This is a genomic window from Micromonospora sp. NPDC049282 (assembly GCF_043197045.1).
GTDB lineage: Bacteria > Actinomycetota > Actinomycetes > Mycobacteriales > Micromonosporaceae > Micromonospora.
The window spans coordinates 141,994-160,071 of sequence record NZ_JBICSL010000007.1; the positions used below are offsets into that span (position 1 = coordinate 141,994).

Consider the following 18,078-nt stretch of genomic DNA (forward strand, 5'->3'; position numbering starts at 1 on the left):
CGCGCTGCACCTGGCCGGGCAGGCGCTGCGGCAGGGCGAGTGCGATCTCGCGCTGGTCGGCGGCGTGACCGTGATGACCACCCCGTACACGTTCGTGGAGTTCAGCCGTCAGCAGGGCCTGTCGTTCGACGGCCGGTGCAAGTCCTTCGGCGCCGGCGCGGACGGCACCGGCTGGTCCGAGGGCGTGGGCATGCTTGTGGTCGAGCGGCTCAGCGACGCCCGTCGCAACGGCCACCGGGTCCTCGCGGTGGTACGCGGCAGCGCGGTGAACTCCGACGGCGCCTCCAACGGGCTCACCGCGCCGAACGGCGGCGCGCAGCAGCGGGTGATCCGGCAGGCGCTCGCGAACTCCGGCCTCACCACCGGCGACGTCGACCTGGTGGAGGCGCACGGCACCGGCACCAGGCTCGGCGACCCGATCGAGGCCCAGGCGCTGCTGGCGACGTACGGGCAGGACCGGAGCGCGGAGCGGCCGCTGTGGCTCGGCTCGATCAAGTCCAACCTCGGCCACACCCAGGCCGCCGCCGGCGTCGCCGGGATCATCAAGCTGATCATGGCGATGCGGCACGACACGATGCCGCCCACGCTGTACGCCCAGGAGCGCACCCCGCACGTCGACTGGAGCGCCGGCGCGGTCGAGCTGCTCACCGAGGCCCGGCCGTGGAAGCCGAACGGCCACCCCCGACGGGGCGCGGTGTCCTCGTTCGGGATCAGCGGCACCAACGCGCACGTGATCATCGAGGAGCCGGCCGCGGTCACCGACCCGCAGCTCGGTGTCCCGCCGGTCCAGGGCCGTCAGCCGTGGCTGGTCTCGGCGCGGTCGCCGCAGGCGCTGGCCGGTCAGGTGGCGCGGTTGCGCGACGTCGTGGCCGCCGAGCCGGAGCTGGACCTGGCGGCGGTGGCGTGGTCGCTGGCGACCGGCCGGGCCGCGCTGGAGCACCGCGCGGTGCTGCTGGGCGCCACCCGCGAGGACTTCGTCGCCGGTCTGCAGGCGTCCGTGGCGCCCGACGTCGCCGGTCCGCGGGCGGCCGTGGTGTCGGGTGTGGCGGGCGAGGGCGGCCTTGCGGCGTTGTTCACCGGTCAGGGCGCGCAGCGCGTCGGCATGGGTGCCGGCCTGTACGCCCGGTTCCCGGTGTTCGCCGAGGCGTTCGACGCGATCTGCGCCCGCTTCGACCAGCTCCTGGACGTGCCGTTGCGCGACGCGATCGACTCCGACGCCGTCCACCGGACGGTCTACACGCAGGCCGGCCTGTTCGCGGTCGAGGTAGCCCTGTTCCGGCTGCTCGAGTCGTGGGGGATCACCCCGGACTTCCTGCTGGGTCACTCGATCGGGGAGATCGCCGCCGCGCACGTGGCGGGTGTCATGTCGCTCGACGACGCGGTGACGCTGGTGGCGGCGCGGGGTCGGTTGATGCAGGCGTTGCCGGCCGGTGGGGCGATGCTCGCCGTGCAGGCGTCCGAGGCCGAGGTCCGCGACAGGCTGGTCGACGGGGTGGACGTCGCGGCGGTCAACGGACCGACCTCGATCGTCGTCTCCGGGCCGGAAGAGAAGATCGACGAGCTCGCGCCGCGGTTCGCCAAGGCCACCCGGCTGACGGTGTCGCACGCGTTCCACTCGTCGCTGATGGAGCCGATGCTCGCCGGGTTCGCGGCGGCGATCGCGCACATCCCGTTCGGGGCGCCGCGGATTCCGATCGTGTCGAACCTGACCGGCGAGCCGGTCGAGGAGTTCACCGCCGACTACTGGGTGCGGCACGTACGCGAGGCGGTGCGCTTCGACGACGGCATGACCTGGCTCGCGACCAACGGGGTGACCCGCTGCCTGGAGGTCGGCCCGGCGGGCGTGCTCTCCGCGACGGCCGCACCGGACCTCACCTACGTCCCGGCGCTGCGCAGGGACCGCGACGAGACCGACAGCCTGCTGCACGCCGCCGCCCGACTGTGGACCGACGGCGTTCCGGTCGACTGGACGGCCATCCTGCCCGCGCGGGCTCGACTGGAACTGCCCACGTACGCCTTCCAGGGCCGCCGCTTCTGGCCCGGGGCCGCCCCCGGCGGCGCCGTCACCGTGCCCGGCCTGACCGCCACCGACCACCCGCTGGTCGGCCTCGCGGTGCCGGTGGCCGGCGCCGACGAGGTGCTGCTGACCGGCCGCCTGGCCGCGTCCGCCCAACCCTGGCTGGCCGACCACACCGTGTGGGGCCGCGTCGTCGTCCCCGGCACCGCCTTCGTCGACCTGGCCCTGCGGGCCGCCCGACAGGTCGGCGGCGGCCGGATCGACGAGCTGACCGTCGAGGCGCCGCTGATCCTGGCGGCCGGCGGCGCCGAGGTGCAGGTGCGGGTCACCGCACCGGACGGGTACGGCGTCCGCGACCTGCGGATCCACGCCCGCCCGGCGCACGACGCCGACGGCCCGTGGACGCTGCACGCCTCCGGCACGCTCACCGACACCGCCCCGGAGGAGACGTTCACCCTGGCGCAGTGGCCGCCGGCCGACGCGCGACCGGTCGACCTGGACGGCTTCTACGACCGCCTCGCCACCGACGCCGGCCTCGACTACGGACCGGTGTTCCGGGGCCTGCGGTCCGCGTGGCGCACCGCCGACGCGGTCTACGCCGAGGTGGCCGTGCCGGCCGAGGCGCACGCCGACGCGGCCCGGTTCGACCTGCATCCGGCCCTGCTGGACGCCGCCCTGCACGGCTCCGCCCTGCTGTTCCCGGCCGACGGCACCGCGCGCCTGCCGTTCGCCTGGTCCGGCGTCACCCTGCACGCCACCGGCGCCACCCGACTGCGCGTCGAGCTGAGCCCGGCCGGCCCGGACGCGGTGACCGTACGGGTCGCCGACGCCATCGGCGAGCCGGTGGCCACGGTGCGGCGGCTGATGCTGCGCGGCGCCTCGGCGGAGCACCTGTCCACCGGCGCCACCGCCGCCGTACGGGACGCGCTGTTCACCGTGGAGTGGACGCCGCTGCCCGCCCCGTCCGGCGAGCCGGTCGAGGGTGTCGTGGTGCTGCCGGCCCGGGACGTCGACCAGGCTCTCCAGGCCGTGCAGACCTGGCTCGCCGCGGACGACCCGGCCGGCACGCTGGCCGTCGTCACCCGGGGCGCCGTCCCGGCCGGCGGCCCGGTCTCCGACCTGCCGGGCGCCGCGGTGTGGGGCCTGCTGCGGTCGGCCCAGACCGAGAACCCCGACCGGATCGTGCTTGTCGACGTGGACCACGACGATCCCGCCGCGCCGGACGTCACCGCGGCGGTCTCGCTCGGCGAGCCCGAGGTCGCGGTACGCGACGGCGAGTTCCTCGTCCCGCGCCTGGTGCGCGCCACCCCCGGGACCGAGACGCCCGCCCCGATCGACGGGACCGTGCTCATCACCGGTGGCACCGGTGGCCTGGGCGCGCTGCTCGCGGCGCACCTGGTCGAGACCCACGGGGTGCGGGACCTGGTGCTGGTCAGCCGCTCCGGCGGGCCGGCACCCGCGTTGGACGCCCGGGTGCGGGTCGTCGCGGCCGACGTCACCGACCGGGCCGCGCTCGCCGCGGTGATCGACGGCATCGACGATCTCGCCGGTGTGGTGCACTGCGCGGGGGTCCTCGACGACGGTGTGTTCACCGGCCTGACCGCCGAGCGGGTGGCCGGGGTGATGGCGCCCAAGGTCGACGCGGTGATGCATCTGCACGAGTTGACGCGGGGCCGGGACCTGGCCATGTTCACCGTGTTCTCGTCGATCTCGGCGGTGTTCGGGTCGGCGGGTCAGGCGGGGTACGCGGCGGCGAACGCGTTCCTGGACGGTTTCGTCTCGTACCGTCGTGGGCTCGGTCTGGTGGGTCAGTCGCTGGGCTGGGGGTTGTGGGCCAACGCCGCCGGCATGGGCGGTGAGCTGGCCGCGCGACTGGGTGGCGGCATGTCCGACGAGCTGGGGCTGGCCCTGTTCGACGCGGCCCGCCGGCTGCCCGACGCGCACGTGGTCCCGGCGCGGCTCGACCTCGACGCGGTGCGGGCCTCGGGTGCGGTGCCGCCGCTGCTGCGCAGGCTGGTCACCACGGCGGTCCGCAGGGCCGACGACGGCGGCGCCACCGGCACCGGCCTGGCCGGACGGCTGGCGGCGCTCGCCGACGCCGACCGGGACCGGCTGCTGACCGACGTGGTGTGCACGGCCGCCGCCGGCGTGCTCGGCCACGAATCGGGCGACGCGGTGCTGCCGGGCCGGGCCTTCAAGGACCTCGGCTTCGACTCGCTCACCTCGGTCGAGCTGCGCAACCGGCTGAACGCGGCCACCGGGCTGCGGCTGCCCGCCACGCTGGTGTTCGACTACCCCACCCCGGACGCGCTCGCCGGCTTCCTGCGCACCGAACTGCTCGGCGCCCCGGTCCCCGCCCAGGCGCGGCGCGCCCGGGTCGCGACCGACGACGACCCGATCGCCATCGTCGGCATGAGCTGCCGGTTCCCCGGCGGGGCCAACAGCCCTGAGGACCTCTGGCGGCTGCTCAGCGACGGCGCCGACGCGATCGGCCCGTTCCCGACCGACCGTGGCTGGCCGGCCGACCCGGCCGGGTACGCGCGACAGGGCGGCTTCCTCGACGCCGCCACCGACTTCGACGCCCGGCTGTTCGGCATCTCGCCCCGTGAGGCGGTCGCCATGGACCCGCAGCAGCGGGTGCTGCTCGAAGCCTGCTGGGAGGTCTTCGAACGCTCGGGCATGGACCCCGGGTCGCTGCGCGGCGAGCCGGTCGGCGTCTTCATCGGCGCCTCCACGTTCGGCTACGGCATGACCGGCGGGATGCCCGCCGGCAGCGAGGGCCACCTGCTCACCGGCACCGCCCCGAGCATCATCTCCGGGCGCGTGGCGTACACGTTCGGGCTGGAAGGGCCGGCGCTGACCGTGGACACGGCCTGCTCGTCGTCCTCGGTCACGCTGCACCTGGCGGCGCAGGCGCTGCGCCGCGGCGAGTGCACGATGGCGATCGCCGGCGGCGTCACGGTGATGGCGAGCGCCGGCATCTTCCCGAGCTTCGACAGCCAGGGCGGCCTGGCCGGCGACGGGCGGTGCAAGCCGTTCTCGGCCGACGCCGACGGCACCGGCTGGTCCGAGGGCGTCGGCGTGCTGCTCGTCGAGAAACTCTCCGACGCCCAGCGCCACGGCCACCAGGTGCTCGCCGTCGTCCGCGGCACCGCGGTCAACTCCGACGGGGCCAGCAACGGGCTCACCGCCCCCAACGGCCCGTCCCAGCAGCGGGTCATCGGGCAGGCGCTCGCCGACGCCCGGCTCACCCCGGCCGACGTGGACGTGGTGGAGGCGCACGGCACCGGCACCGTCCTCGGCGACCCGATCGAGGCGCAGGCGCTGCTGGCCGCGTACGGCGGCGACCGCGACGGCCAGCCGCTGTGGCTCGGCTCGATCAAGTCGAACATCGGCCACACCCAGTGCGCCGCGGGCGTCGCCGGCATCATCAAGATGGTGCTGGCCATGCGGCACGGGGTGCTGCCCCGGACGCTGCACGCCGACCAGCCCTCGCCGCACATCGACTGGACCGGCAACGCCCTGCGCCTGCTGACCGAGCCGGTGTCCTGGACCGCCGGCCCCGGGCGCCCGCGCCGGGCGGCCGTGTCGTCCTTCGGCATCAGCGGGACCAACGCCCACGTCGTGCTCGAGGAGGCGCCGCAGCGCACCCCGGCCCCGGCCCCGGCCGAACCGGACCCGAGCGTCGTGCCGTGGGTGCTCTCCGCCCGTACGGCGGAAGCGTTGCGGGCCCAGGCCGGCCGGTTGCACAAGCACCTGCTCGCCCACCCCGACCTGCGCCCGGTCGACGTGGGGCACACCCTGGCGAGCGCCCGCGCGGTCCTCGAACACCGCGCCGTGGTGCCCGCCGTCGCGGCGGACACCCTGGCCCGCATCGCCGCCGGTGACGCGGCCGGCGCCGCCGCCGGCACCGGCCGGACCGCCGTCCTGTTCACCGGGCAGGGCGCGCAGTGGCCGGGCATGGGCGCCGGCCTGGCGGCCCGGTTCCCGGTCTTCGCCGAGGCGTTCGACACCATCGTGGGACGCTTCGACGGGCTGCGCGAGGCGCTGGAGTCCGACGCGATCCACCAGACCGTGCACACCCAGGCCGGGCTGTTCGCGGTCGAGGTGGCGCTCTACCGGCTGTTCGAGTCGTGGGGCGTGAGCCCCGACTACCTGCTCGGCCACTCGATCGGCGAGATCGCCGCCGCGCACGTCGCCGGCGTGCTCGACCTGGACGACGCGGTGACCCTGGTGGCCGCCCGCGGCCGGCTCATGCAGGCGCTCCCGGCCGGCGGGGCGATGCTGGCGGTCCGCGCGTCGGAGGCCGAGGTCCGGGCCGCGCTGCCGACCGCTGTGGACATCGCCGCGGTCAACGGGCCGAACGCGGTGGTCCTCTCCGGCCCCAGCGGCGCGATCGACGCGCTGGAACCGCGGTTCCCCCGCGCGACCCGGTTGACCGTGTCGCACGCGTTCCACTCGTCGCTGATGGAGCCGATGCTGGCCGAGTTCGCCGCCGCGATCGAGCACCTCACCTACCGGGCGCCGCGGATCCCGGTCGTGTCCAACCTGACCGGCGAGCCGGTCGAGGAGTACACGGCCGGCTACTGGGTGCGGCACGTCCGGGAGGCGGTTCGGTTCGCCGACGGCGTCGCCTGGCTCGCCGCGCACGGCGTGGTGCGGTGCCTGGAGGTCGGCCCGCACGGCGTCCTCACCACGATGGCCCCGCAGACCGCCCCCGATCTGCTCTACGCGCCCGGGATGCGGCGCAACCGCGACGGGGCCGCGACCGCCCTGGACGCCGTCGGCCGGCTCTTCGTCTCCGGCGCCACCGTCGACTGGGCCGCGGTGCTCGACGGCCGGGGCGGCCGTACGGTGCCGCTGCCGACCTACGCGTTCCAGCGTGAGCGGTTCTGGCCGGCGTCCGCCGGGGCCGGCGACGTCACCTCCGCCGGTCTGACCGGTGGCGGCCACCGGATGCTCGCCGCCTCCGTCCGGCTGACCGGCGGCGACGGCGACGTCTACACCGGTCGCCTGTCGGTCGACACCCACCCGTGGCTGGCGGACCACGTCGTGCTCGGTCGGATCGTCGTTCCGGGCACCGCGTTCGTCGAGCTGGCGGTGCACGCCGGCGGTGGCGCGGTCCGCGAGCTGACCCTCGCGGCCCCGCTCGTGGTGCCGACCGGCGGCGCGGTGGACCTGCAGGTCCGGGCGGCCGAGCCGGACGAGACGGGCGACCGTCGTATCGTGATCGCGGCGAAGGCCGACGGCACGACGGACTGGACCACGCACGCGAGCGGCGTCGTCAGCCCCGGCGAGGGCGCGCCACCGGCGTTCGACCTCACCGCCTGGCCGCCGGCCGGCGCGGAGCCGGTCGACGTCGGCGGGCTGTACGCCGCGGCCGGCGCCAACGGCCTCGACTACGGGCCGGTCTTCCAGGGCCTGCGGCGGGCCTGGCGGCTCGGCGCCGACGTCTACGCCGAGGTCGAGACGACCGACCCGGAAGCCGGCCGCTACGCGCTCTTCCCGCCGCTGCTCGACGCCGCGCTGCACGGCATCGGACTCGGGGCCTTCGTCGCCGACGCCGATCGGCCGTGGCTGCCGTTCAGCTGGTCCGGAGTCACCCTGCACGCGATCGGCGCCACCTCGGCCCGGATCCGGCTCTCCCCGGCCGGCACCGACACCGTCGCGGTGCGGGTGGCCGACGACGCCGGTCAGCCGGTCGCGACCGTGGACGCCCTGGCCCTGCGCCCGGCCGCACTGTCGGCCGACGCGGCCGGGCCGGCGAACGCGTTCTTCGCCGTGGACTGGATCGCCGCCCCGGCCAGCCCGGACGGCTCGACGCCGACCGCGGTCGTCGCGGGCGACCCGGCGACCGCCGACCGGCTCGGCCTGCCCCTGGTCGACGAGCCGGCCGCCGTGGCGGACCTCGTGGTGGTCCCGGCGACGTCGGTCACCGAGGTCCTCGGTCTCACCCAGCGATGGCTGGCCGACGAGCCGGCCCGGCCGTCCCGACTGGTGCTGCTCACCCGGCTGGCGGTGCCCGCCGGCGGCGCGGTGGCCGACCCGGACGGCGCGGCGGTCTGGGGCCTGATCCGCAGCGCCCAGAGCGAGCACCCCGGCCGCATCGTGCTCGCCGACACCGACGACGACCCCGCGTCGTGGGCCACCGTCGTCGCGGCGGCAGCCGGCCACGAGCCGCAGATCGCGGTACGCGCCGGCACGGTCAGCGTGCCCCGGCTGGTACGCGCGGAAGCGCCGGCGCCGACCGGGCCGGAGCCGTTCCCGGGCACCGTCCTGATCACCGGCGGCACCGGCGCGCTGGGCGCGCTCGTCGCCGAGCACGTGGTGCGGACCCACGGCGTACGCGATCTCGTGCTGGTCAGCCGGCAGGGCGCGGACGCGCCCGGCGCCGGCGACCTGGTGGCCTCGCTCGAAGCGCTCGGCGCCCGGGCGACGGTCGCCGCCGGCGACGCCCGCGACCGGGACGACCTGCGCCGGATCATCGCCGCGGTCCCGGCCGCGACGCCGCTCACCGGCGTGATCCACTGCGCCGGCGTGCTCGACGACGGCGTGCTCGGCAGCCTCAGCACCGAGCGGGTCGAACGGGTGCTGCGTCCCAAGGCGGACGCCGCCCGGCACCTGCACGAGCTGACCGCGCATCTCGACCTGCGCTGGTTCCTGCTGTTCTCGTCCGTCGCGGCCACGTTCGGCGCGCCCGGGCAGGCCAACTACGCGGCGGCCAACGGGTTCCTCGACGGCCTCGCGTCGCACCGGCGCGGACTCGGCCTGCCCGCCCAGTCGATGGCCTGGGGCCTGTGGGCGGTCTCGTCCGGGATGACCGGACAGCTCGACGACCGCGACGTCGCCCGGATCGGCGGCGGCATGGCGACGGCCGACGGGCTCGCCCTGTTCGACCAGGCGCTGGCCGCCGGCCTGCCGCACGCCGTGCTGAACCCGCTGGACCTGCGCGCCCTGGCGGGAGCGGAACTGCCACCGCTGCTGCGCACGCTGGTGCCGGCGGCGCCGCGCCGGGCGGGGGAGTCCGCACCGGACGGACGCGAGCTGACCCGGCGTCTCGCCGGCCTCGACCCGACCCAGCGGGCGGAGGCGATGCTCGACCTCGTACGCGGTCAGGCCGCCGCCGCCCTCGGCTATCCCGACGCCGTCGCGATCGAGCCGGAGCGTGGCCTCACCGACCAGGGTCTGGACTCGCTGACCGCGGTGGAGCTGCGCAACCGGCTGGCCGCCGCGACCGGGCTGCGGCTGCCCTCCACGCTGGTCTTCGACCATCCCAGCGCGGTACGGCTGGCCGCGGAACTCGACCGGCGGCTGGCGGCGGCCGGTCCCGCCGACCCGGGCCTGCTCGACGACCTCGACCGGGTCGCCGGCGGTCTCGCCCTCGACGGGCTGGACGAGTCGGTACGCCGCCGGGCGGTGGCCCGGCTGCTGGCCCTGGCGGCCAGGTTCGGCGGCGCGGACGGCGCCGCGGAACCGGCGACCGACGGCCTCGACGCGGCCACCGACGACGAGATTTTCGCCTTCATCGACAACGAGCTCGGCGCTTCCTGAGCCTGCGGAGGACTGCGATGACCAACGAAGAGAAGCTCCGCGAATACCTCAAGCGCGTCACCGCCGACCTGGCCCAGGTCCGGCAGCGGCTGCGCGCGGTCGAGGAGGCGGACTCCGAGCCGATCGCCATCATCGGGATGAGTTGCCGCTACCCGGGCGAGGCCGACACCCCGGAGCGGTTCTGGGGGCTGATCCGCGACGGCGTGGACGCGATGTCGGCCTTCCCGTCCGACCGTGGCTGGGACCTCGGGGCGATACCGGCCGGGCTCGAACCGGTGGGCGGCTTCCTGCCCGACGCCGCCCGGTTCGACGCCGGCTTCTTCGGCATCTCGCCCCGCGAGGCCCTGGCCATGGATCCCCAGCAGCGGCTGCTGCTGGAGACCACCTGGGAGGCGATCGAGCGGGCCGGCATCGACCCGTCCACGTTGCGCGGCAGCCGGACCGGCGTCTTCGCCGGGCTGATGTACCAGGACTACGCGAAGCGGATCCTCGACATCCCGGACGGGGTCGAGACGTTCCTCGGCACCGGCAACACCGGCAGCGTCTTCTCCGGGCGGGTGGCGTTCACGCTCGGCCTGGAGGGGCCGGCGTTGACGATCGACACCGCGTGCTCGTCGTCACTCGTCGCCCTGCACCTCGCGGCCCGGTCGCTGCGCTCGCGGGAGACCAGCCTGGCGGTCGCCGGCGGCGTCACCGTGATGGTCAACCCGGACACCTTCCTCGACTTCGCCCGGCAGGGCGGCCTGGCCGGCGACGGCCGGTGCAAGTCCTTCGCCGACGGCGCCGACGGCACCGGCTGGTCCGAGGGCGCCGGCGTGCTGCTGCTGGAACGGTTGAGCGACGCCCGCCGCCACGGGCACCCGGTGCTGGCCGTGGTCCGCGGCACCGCGGTCAATCAGGACGGCGCCTCCAGCGGGCTCACCACCCCCAACGGCCCGTCGCAGCAGCGCGTGATCGAGGACGCGCTGCGCGACGCCGGGATCGAGGCGGCCGACGTGGACGCGGTCGAGGCGCACGGCACCGGCACCCGCCTCGGCGACCCGATCGAGGCCCAGGCCCTGCTGTCGACCTACGGGCAGGGCCGGCCGGCCGGCGCCGACCCGCTGTGGCTGGGCACCGTCAAGTCCAACGTGGGCCACACCCAGGCCGCCGCCGGTGTGGCCGGGGTGATCAAGATGGTGCTGGCCCTGCGGGCCGGGGTGCTGCCCCGCACCCTGCACGCCGCCGAGCCCACCCGGGAGGTCGACTGGTCCGCCGGCAGCGTCCGCCTGCTCACCGAGGCGCGCGACTGGCCGGCCGGGGACCGGGTGCGCCGCGCCGGGGTCTCCTCGTTCGGGATCAGCGGCACCAACGCGCACGTCATCGTCGAGGAGCCGCCGCCGTACGACGCTCCGCCCGCGACGCCCGCCGAGGCCCCGGTCGTCGTCCCGTGGCTGGTGTCGGCCCGGTCGGCCCCGGCGCTGCGGGCCCAGGCCGCCGCGCTGGCCGACCTCGCCGGCGCCGTCACCGACCCGGCCGCGGTGGCGTACGCGCTGGCCGGCACCCGGACCGCGTTCGAGTACCGCGCCGTGGTGTTCGGCCGTGAGCCGGGCGACTTCGCGCGGGCGTTCGCCGCCCTGGCGGCCGGGGAGCAGGACGGACCGGTCCTCGTCGTGGACGGCGCGCCGGCGGAGACGGTCGCGCTGGCCGCGCGCTGGGCCGCCGGGGAGCGGGTCGACGTGCTCGCCGGCGAGCGCCCGGGGGTGCCCCATCCGCTGCCCACGTACGCGTTCCAGCGGGAGCGCTACTGGCTCTCCGCCCCGGCGGCCCGGGCGCTGTCCGGCACCACCGACGGCGCCTTCTGGGAGTCGGTGGCCCGCCGCGACCGCGACGGCCTGGCCCGGGCGCTGCGCCTCGACTCCGAGGCCGAGCAGGCGTCGCTGACCGCGCTGCTGCCCGCGCTCGCCTCCTGGCACGAACGCCGCCGGACCGAGGCGGTCGTCGACTCCTGGCGCTACCGAGTGACCTGGCGTCCGCTGCCCGAGCCGCCCGCCGGCCGGCTCAGCGGCACCTGGCTGGTCGTCGGCGACGGCGACGACGTGGTCGAGGCCCTGCACGCGGCGGGGGCCCGGACCGTGCGCTGCCCGGCGGCGACCGACGTCGAGACCCTGACCGACGAGCTGTTCGACGCGATCCTCGAAGCGGACGACATCGCCGGCGTGGTGGCCCTCACCGACCTGCCCGCCGCGCCGGCCGGGCCGTCGGCCGGCGCGGCGGCGGCACTCGCGCTGGTCAAGGCACTGGAGACGGTGGGGGTGGACGCGCCGCTGTGGTGCGTGACCCGCGGCGCGGTCTCCACCGGCCGGTCGGATCCGCTGCGCGACCCGGACCAGGCCCAGGTCTGGGGGCTGGGCCGGGCCGCCGCGCTGGAGATCCCCCGGCGCTGGGGCGGCCTGGTCGACCTGCCGCCGGCGATGACCGCCCGCGACGGCCGCCGCCTCGCCGCGCTGCTGGCCGCGGCCGGCACGAGCGAGGCCGCCGACGGGGACCCGGTCGAGGACCAGGTGGCGGTGCGGGCCTCCGGGGTGTTCGGCCGGCGACTGGTGCGCGCGGCCGCCGCCGACGCCGCCGACCCCTGGCGCCCGAGCGGGACGGTGCTGGTCACCGGCGGCACCGGTGCGATCGGCGGGCACGTCGCGCGCTGGCTGGCCGGACGCGGCGCCCCGCACGTCCTCCTGCTCAGCCGCGGCGGCCCCGACGCGCCCGGCGCCCGGGACCTCGTCGCCGAGCTGTCCTCGGACACCACCACGGTCACCGTGGCCGCGTGCGACGTCGCGGACCGGGCGGCGCTGGCCGAGGTGCTCGCCGGCATCCCCGGCGACCGGCCGCTCACCGCCGTCGTGCACGCCGCCGGCGCCGCCGACTCCGCCGCCCTGGCCGAGGTGGACCCGGCCGGGTTCGCCGCCACCGTCCGGGCCAAGGTCGCCGGCGCGGCCCACCTGCACGCGCTCACCGCGGACCAGCCGCTGGAGCGGTTCATCCTGATCTCCTCGGTCGCCGGGGTGTGGGGCGGCGGCGGGCAGGGCGCGTACAGCGCCGGCAACGCCTACCTCGACGCGCTCGCCGAGCGCCGCCGGTCCGACGGGCTGGCCGCCACCGCGATCGCCTGGGGCGCCTGGGCCAGCGGCGGGATGGCCGCCGGGGACGACTCCGCCGCGTACCTGATCCGGCGCGGCCTGGTGCCGATGGAGCCGGCGCCGGCGATCGAGGCGCTCGCCGCCGCGGTCGACGCGGGCGACGCCGACCTGGTGGTGGCCGACGTGGACTGGCCGCGCTTCGCGCCCGGCTTCCAGTCGGCGCGGCGCAGCGCGCTCCTCGCCGACCTGCCCGAGGCCGCCGCGACCGCCGAACCCGACGCCGCCTCCGCCCGGCCGACGCTGCTCGCCGAACTCGCCGCCGCCGAACCGGGGGAGCGCGCGCGTCTCGTCCTGGCGACCGTGCTGACCGAGGCCGCCGGGGTGCTCGGCCACGCCGGCGCGGACGCCGTCGAGGTCGACCGCGCCTTCGACGACCTCGGCTTCGACTCGGTGACCGCGGTCGAGCTGAGCAGCCGGCTGAAGGCCCGCACCGGGATCCGGCTGCCGGCCACCCTGATCTTCGACTACCCGACCCCGGCCGTGCTCGCGGCGCACATCGAGGGGCAGCTCGACGCCGCGCCGGCCGACGAGCCCGAGCCGGTGGCGCCGGTGGCCTGGCCGGGCACGGACGACGACCCGATCGCGATCGTCGCCGTCGGATGCCGCTACCCGGGCGGGGTCCGGTCGCCGGAGGAGTTCTGGCGGCTGCTGGAGTCCGGCGGCGACGCCATCGGCGAGTTCCCGGCCGACCGGGGATGGGACCCCGACGCCGACCCGGTCGACTACCCGCGCGCCGGCGGCTTCCTCTACGACGCGGGCGACTTCGACGCGGCGTTCTTCGACATCAGCCCCCGTGAGGCGCTGGCCATGGACCCGCAGCAGCGCGTCCTGCTGGAGACCGTCTGGGAGACCGTCGAGCGGGCCGGGATCGACCCGCACAGCCTGCGCGGCAGCGACACCGGCGTGTTCGTCGGCACCAACACCCAGGACTACGGCGTGGTGCTCACCAACACCGACACCGGCGCCGGCGGCCACCTGATCACCGGCGTCAGCGCCGCCGTCATCTCCGGCCGCCTGGCCTACACGTTCGGGTTGCAGGGGCCGGCCCTCTCGGTCGACACCGCGTGCTCCTCGTCGCTGGTCGCGCTCCAGCTCGCGGCGGCCGCGGTGCGCCGCGGCGAGTGCACGATGGCGCTGGCCGGCGGCGTCACCGTGATGGCCACCCCGGGACCGTTCTCCGAGTTCGGCCGGCTCGGCGGGCTCGCCTCCGACGGCCGGTGCCGGCCGTTCGCCGCCGCCGCCGACGGCACCGGGTGGAGCGAGGGCGCCGGCGTGGTGCTGGTCGAGCGACTGAGCGACGCGCGCCGTAACGGCCATCCCGTCCTCGGGCTGGTCCGTGGCGGGGCGCTCAACTCCGACGGGGCCAGCAACGGCTTCACCGCCCCCAACGGCCCGGCCCAGCAACGCGTCATCCGGGCGGCCCTGGCCGACGCCGGCCTGCACTCCTGGGAGGTGGACCTGGTCGAGGCGCACGGCACCGCCACGACGCTTGGCGACCCGATCGAGGCGCAGGCGCTGCTCGCCACGTACGGGCAGGAGCGGCCCGCCGACCAGCCGCTCTGGCTCGGCTCGGTGAAGTCCAACATCGGCCACACCCAGGCCGCCGCCGGCATGGCCGGGATCATCAAGATCCTGCTCGCGATGCGGCACGGCGTGCTGCCCCGCACCCTGCACGTCGACGCGCCCACCCCGCACGTCGACTGGAGCGCCGGGGCGGTCGAGCTGGTCACCGAGGCCCGGCCCTGGCCGGAGACCGGCCGCCCCCGCCGGGCCGCGGTCTCGTCCTTCGGCGCGAGCGGCACCAACGCCCACCTCATCATCGAACAGGCCCCCGCCGACGCGCCGGCCGAGCCGGGTCCCGACATCGCGTCCGAGCAGCCGGCCGACGGCGGGCCGGTCCCGTGGGTCCTCTCCGGGCGCTCCACCGAGGCGGTCCGGGCCCAGGCCCAGCGCCTGCGCGCGTACCTGTCGGACCGTACCGACCAGCCGGCGGCCGGCGTCGCCGCGGCCCTCGCCCGGCGGTCCCGGTTCGCGCACCGCGCCGTCGTCGTCGGCCACGACCCGGCCGAACTCACCGGCGGCCTGGCCGCGCTGGCGAACGGCGACCCGGCGCCCGGCGTGGTGGCCGGCGTCGCCCGTGGCCCGGCCGAGGCGGTCTTCGTCTTCCCCGGCCAGGGATCCCAGTGGGCCGGCATGGCCCGCGAGCTCTACCAGCGCCACCCCGCCTTCGCCGCACGCTTCGACGCCTGCGCGCACGCCCTCACCCCGCACCTCGACTGGTCCGCCCACGACGTGCTGCTCGGCGTCGAGGGCGCCCCCGCGCTGGACCGCGACGACGTCGTCCAGCCGATGCTGTTCGCCGTGATGGTGGCGCTGGCCGAGGTGTGGCGCTCGCACGGCGTACGACCGTCCGCGGTGGTCGGGCACAGCCAGGGCGAGATCGCGGCGGCCTGCGTGGCCGGCGCGCTCAGCCTGGCGGACGCCGCCACCGTGGTCGCGTTGCGCTCCCGCGAGCTGCGCCTGATCGCCGGCCGCGGTGGCCTGGTGTCGGTCGCGCTGCCACTGGACGAGGCCACCGCCTGGATCGCACCGTGGGGCGACCGGCTGGCGGTCGCCGTGGTCAACGGCCCGACCGCCGTCGTGGTCGGCGGCGACGAGGAGGCCCTGACCGAACTGCTCGCGGCGGGCGAGACCGCCCGCGTACGGGTCAAGCGGGTCCCGGTCGTCTACGCGTCGCACACCGCGCACGTCGAGCCGCTGCGGGAGCCGATGCGGCGGCTGCTGGCCGACGTGACCGGCCGCCCGTCGACGGTGCCGCTCTACTCGTCGGTCACCGGCGAGCGCCTGGACACCACGGCCATGGACGGCGCGTACTGGTTCCGCAACCTGCGCGAGACGGTCCGCTTCGACCAGGCGGTCCTCGCCATGCCGGACGGCGCCGTGTTCCTGGAGGTCAGCCCGCACCCGGTGCTCGCCGTGCCGCTCGCCGAGCTGCTCACCGACGCCGGCCGCCGGTCCGACGTGGTCGGCACCCTGCGACGCGACGACGGCGGCCCGCAGCGGCTGCTGACCAGCCTCGCCGAGGCGTACGTGCGGGGCGTCCCGGTGGACTGGTCCACCGTGCTGCCGCCGACCGGGACGGCCGCGGACCTGCCCACGTACGCGTTCCAGCGCCGGCGTTTCTGGCCGCTGCCCTCCGCCACGCCGGCCCCCGCACCCGGCACTGCCACCGGCTTCGAGGCGTCCTTCTGGGACGCGGTCGACCGGTCCGACGCCGAGTCGCTGGCCGACACGCTGGCCGTGGACCAGGCCGACGCGGTACGCGACCTGCTGCCCGCGCTGTCCTCCTGGCACCGCCGCGGCCTGCGGTCGAGCCGGCTCGACAGCCTGCGGTACGTCGCCGGCTGGAAGGCCGCCGCCGACCGGCCGCCCACGCCGCTGACCGGACGGTGGGTGGTCGTGGTCCCGCCCGGGTACGCCGCCGACCCGGACGTCCTCGCCTCCGTCGCCGCCCTCGCCGCGGCGGGCGCCGAGCCGACGGTGGTGACAGGTGACGCCGCCGAGCCGGAACAGCTCGACGGCGCGGCCGGTGTCCTGTCGTTCCTCGCCCTGGACGAGACCCCGCACCGGGACCACCCCGTGGTCACCGCCGGGCTCGCCGCGACGGTCGCCCTGCTGCGCGCCATGGACCAGGGCCGGCTGTGGTGCGTCACGCGCGGCGCGGTCGCCGTCGGCGCCGAGCCGGTGGACCGCCCCGAGCAGGCCGCGATCTGGGGTCTCGGCCGGGTCGCGGCGCTGGAGACCCCGGCCCGCTGGGGCGGCCTGATCGACCTGCCGCCCACCCCGGACGGCCGCGCCGCGGACCGGCTCGTCGCCGTGCTGGCCGGCGCCGACGGCGAGGACCAGATCGCGCTGCGGACCGCAGGTGAGTTCCTGCGCCGGATCGAGCGGGCGCCGGTCGGGCCGAAGGCCGCCCGGCCGTGGGCGCCGCGCGGCACCGTGCTGGTCACCGGCGGCACCGGCGCGCTCGGCGAGCGGGTCGCACGCTGGCTGGCCGGCCGGGGCGCCGAGCACCTGGTGCTGGTGAGCCGCGGTGGCCGCGCCGAGCCGGGGCTGGCGGACGACCTGGCCGCGACCGGCAGCCGGGTGACCGTCGCGGCCTGCGACCTCACCGACCGCGACCAGGTGCGCGACCTGCTCGACGGGCTGGCGGCGGCCGGTGACCCGGTCCGTGGAGTGTTCCACGTCGCCGGCGTCAACACCCTGGTCGACGTGGCCGACACCGGGCCGGGCGAGCTGGCCGCGATCGCGTCCGGCAAGGTGGCCGGCGCCCGGCACCTCGAAGAACTGCTCGACCCGGAGCAGCTCGACACCGTCGTCTACTTCTCCTCGATCGCGGCGACCTGGGGCGGCGGACGGCACGGCGCGTACGCCGCGGCCAACGCCTACCTGGACGCGCTCGCCCGGCGCCGCCGGGCCCCGGGCGCCCGGGTGCTCTCGGTCGCCTGGGGGCCGTGGCGCGGCGGGGGCATGGTGCACCCGGACGCGGAGAGCGGGATGCGCCGCATCGGCCTGCCGTTGCTCGACCCGGACGACGCCGTCGCCGCCCTCGAACAGGCGCTGGAGCACGACGACACCACCGTCACCGTGGCCGACGTGAACTGGGCGCGGTTCGCGCGGGCGTTCACCGTGCCCCGGCCCAGCCCGCTGATCGCCGACCTCCCGGACGTCGCCGGCCGGCGCGACGCGGCGCCGGAGCCCGGCGTCGACCCGGACCAGGACACCACCCGCCGCGAACTGGCGGCGCTCGCCCCGGCCGACCGGGAACGGGCGCTGCTCGACCTCGTCCGGTCGCACGCCGCGGCGGTGCTCGGGCACGTCTCCAGCGGCGCCATCGAACCCGGCCGGGCGTTCCGTGAACTCGGTCTGGACTCCCTCACCTCGGTCGAGCTGCGGGACCGGCTGGGCGAGGCCACCGGCCTGACCCTGCCGGCGACGCTGGTGTTCGACCACCCGACCCCGGCGGTGCTGGCCGCCTGGATCGCCGCCGAACTCGGCCCTTCGGAGGCGGCGAACGCGCTGCCGTCGGAGGCCGAGCTGGACCGCCTCGACACCGCGCTGGCCGGCCTGCCCGGCGACGACATCGACCGGATCCGCATCGTGCTCCGGCTCGAAGCCCTGCTCGACCGGCACGCCCGCGGCGCCACCCCGGCCGCGCCGGCCCTCGACCCCGACCTCATCGACAAGCTCGGTTCGGCCTCCAGCGAAGAGCTATTCGCCCTCGTGGACCAGGACCTCGGCCTCGCCTGACCTTCCCGGAAGGATCGATGTTCA

At 76.8% G+C, this 18,078-nt stretch carries 2 protein-coding genes (1 of these 2 only partly in view); both read left to right on the top strand.

Annotation, left to right across the window (positions count from 1 at the left end; translation table 11 throughout):
- Nucleotides 1-9,568, top strand: partial view of a type I polyketide synthase gene (locus ACGFI2_RS14335; protein WP_393515979.1) — the final stretch only. The gene continues 24,125 nt to the left of window position 1, outside the view; only the last 9,568 of its 33,693 coding nucleotides appear in the window; its start codon lies beyond the left edge, outside the window; the stop codon is at nucleotides 9,566-9,568.
- A 17-nt stretch (nucleotides 9,569-9,585) separates the two neighbouring features.
- Entirely contained in the window at nucleotides 9,586-18,054 is an 8,469-nt protein-coding gene (locus ACGFI2_RS14340; RefSeq protein ID WP_393515982.1) for a type I polyketide synthase, read from the top strand.
- Nucleotides 18,055-18,078: the final 24 nt, after the last annotated feature.

Bases quoted from the DNA above. Each gene is read 5' to 3' on its own strand.
- ACGFI2_RS14340 (WP_393515982.1), top strand. From the start codon at position 9,586: ATGACCAACGAAGAGAAGCTCCGCGAATACCTCAAGCGCGTCACCGCC.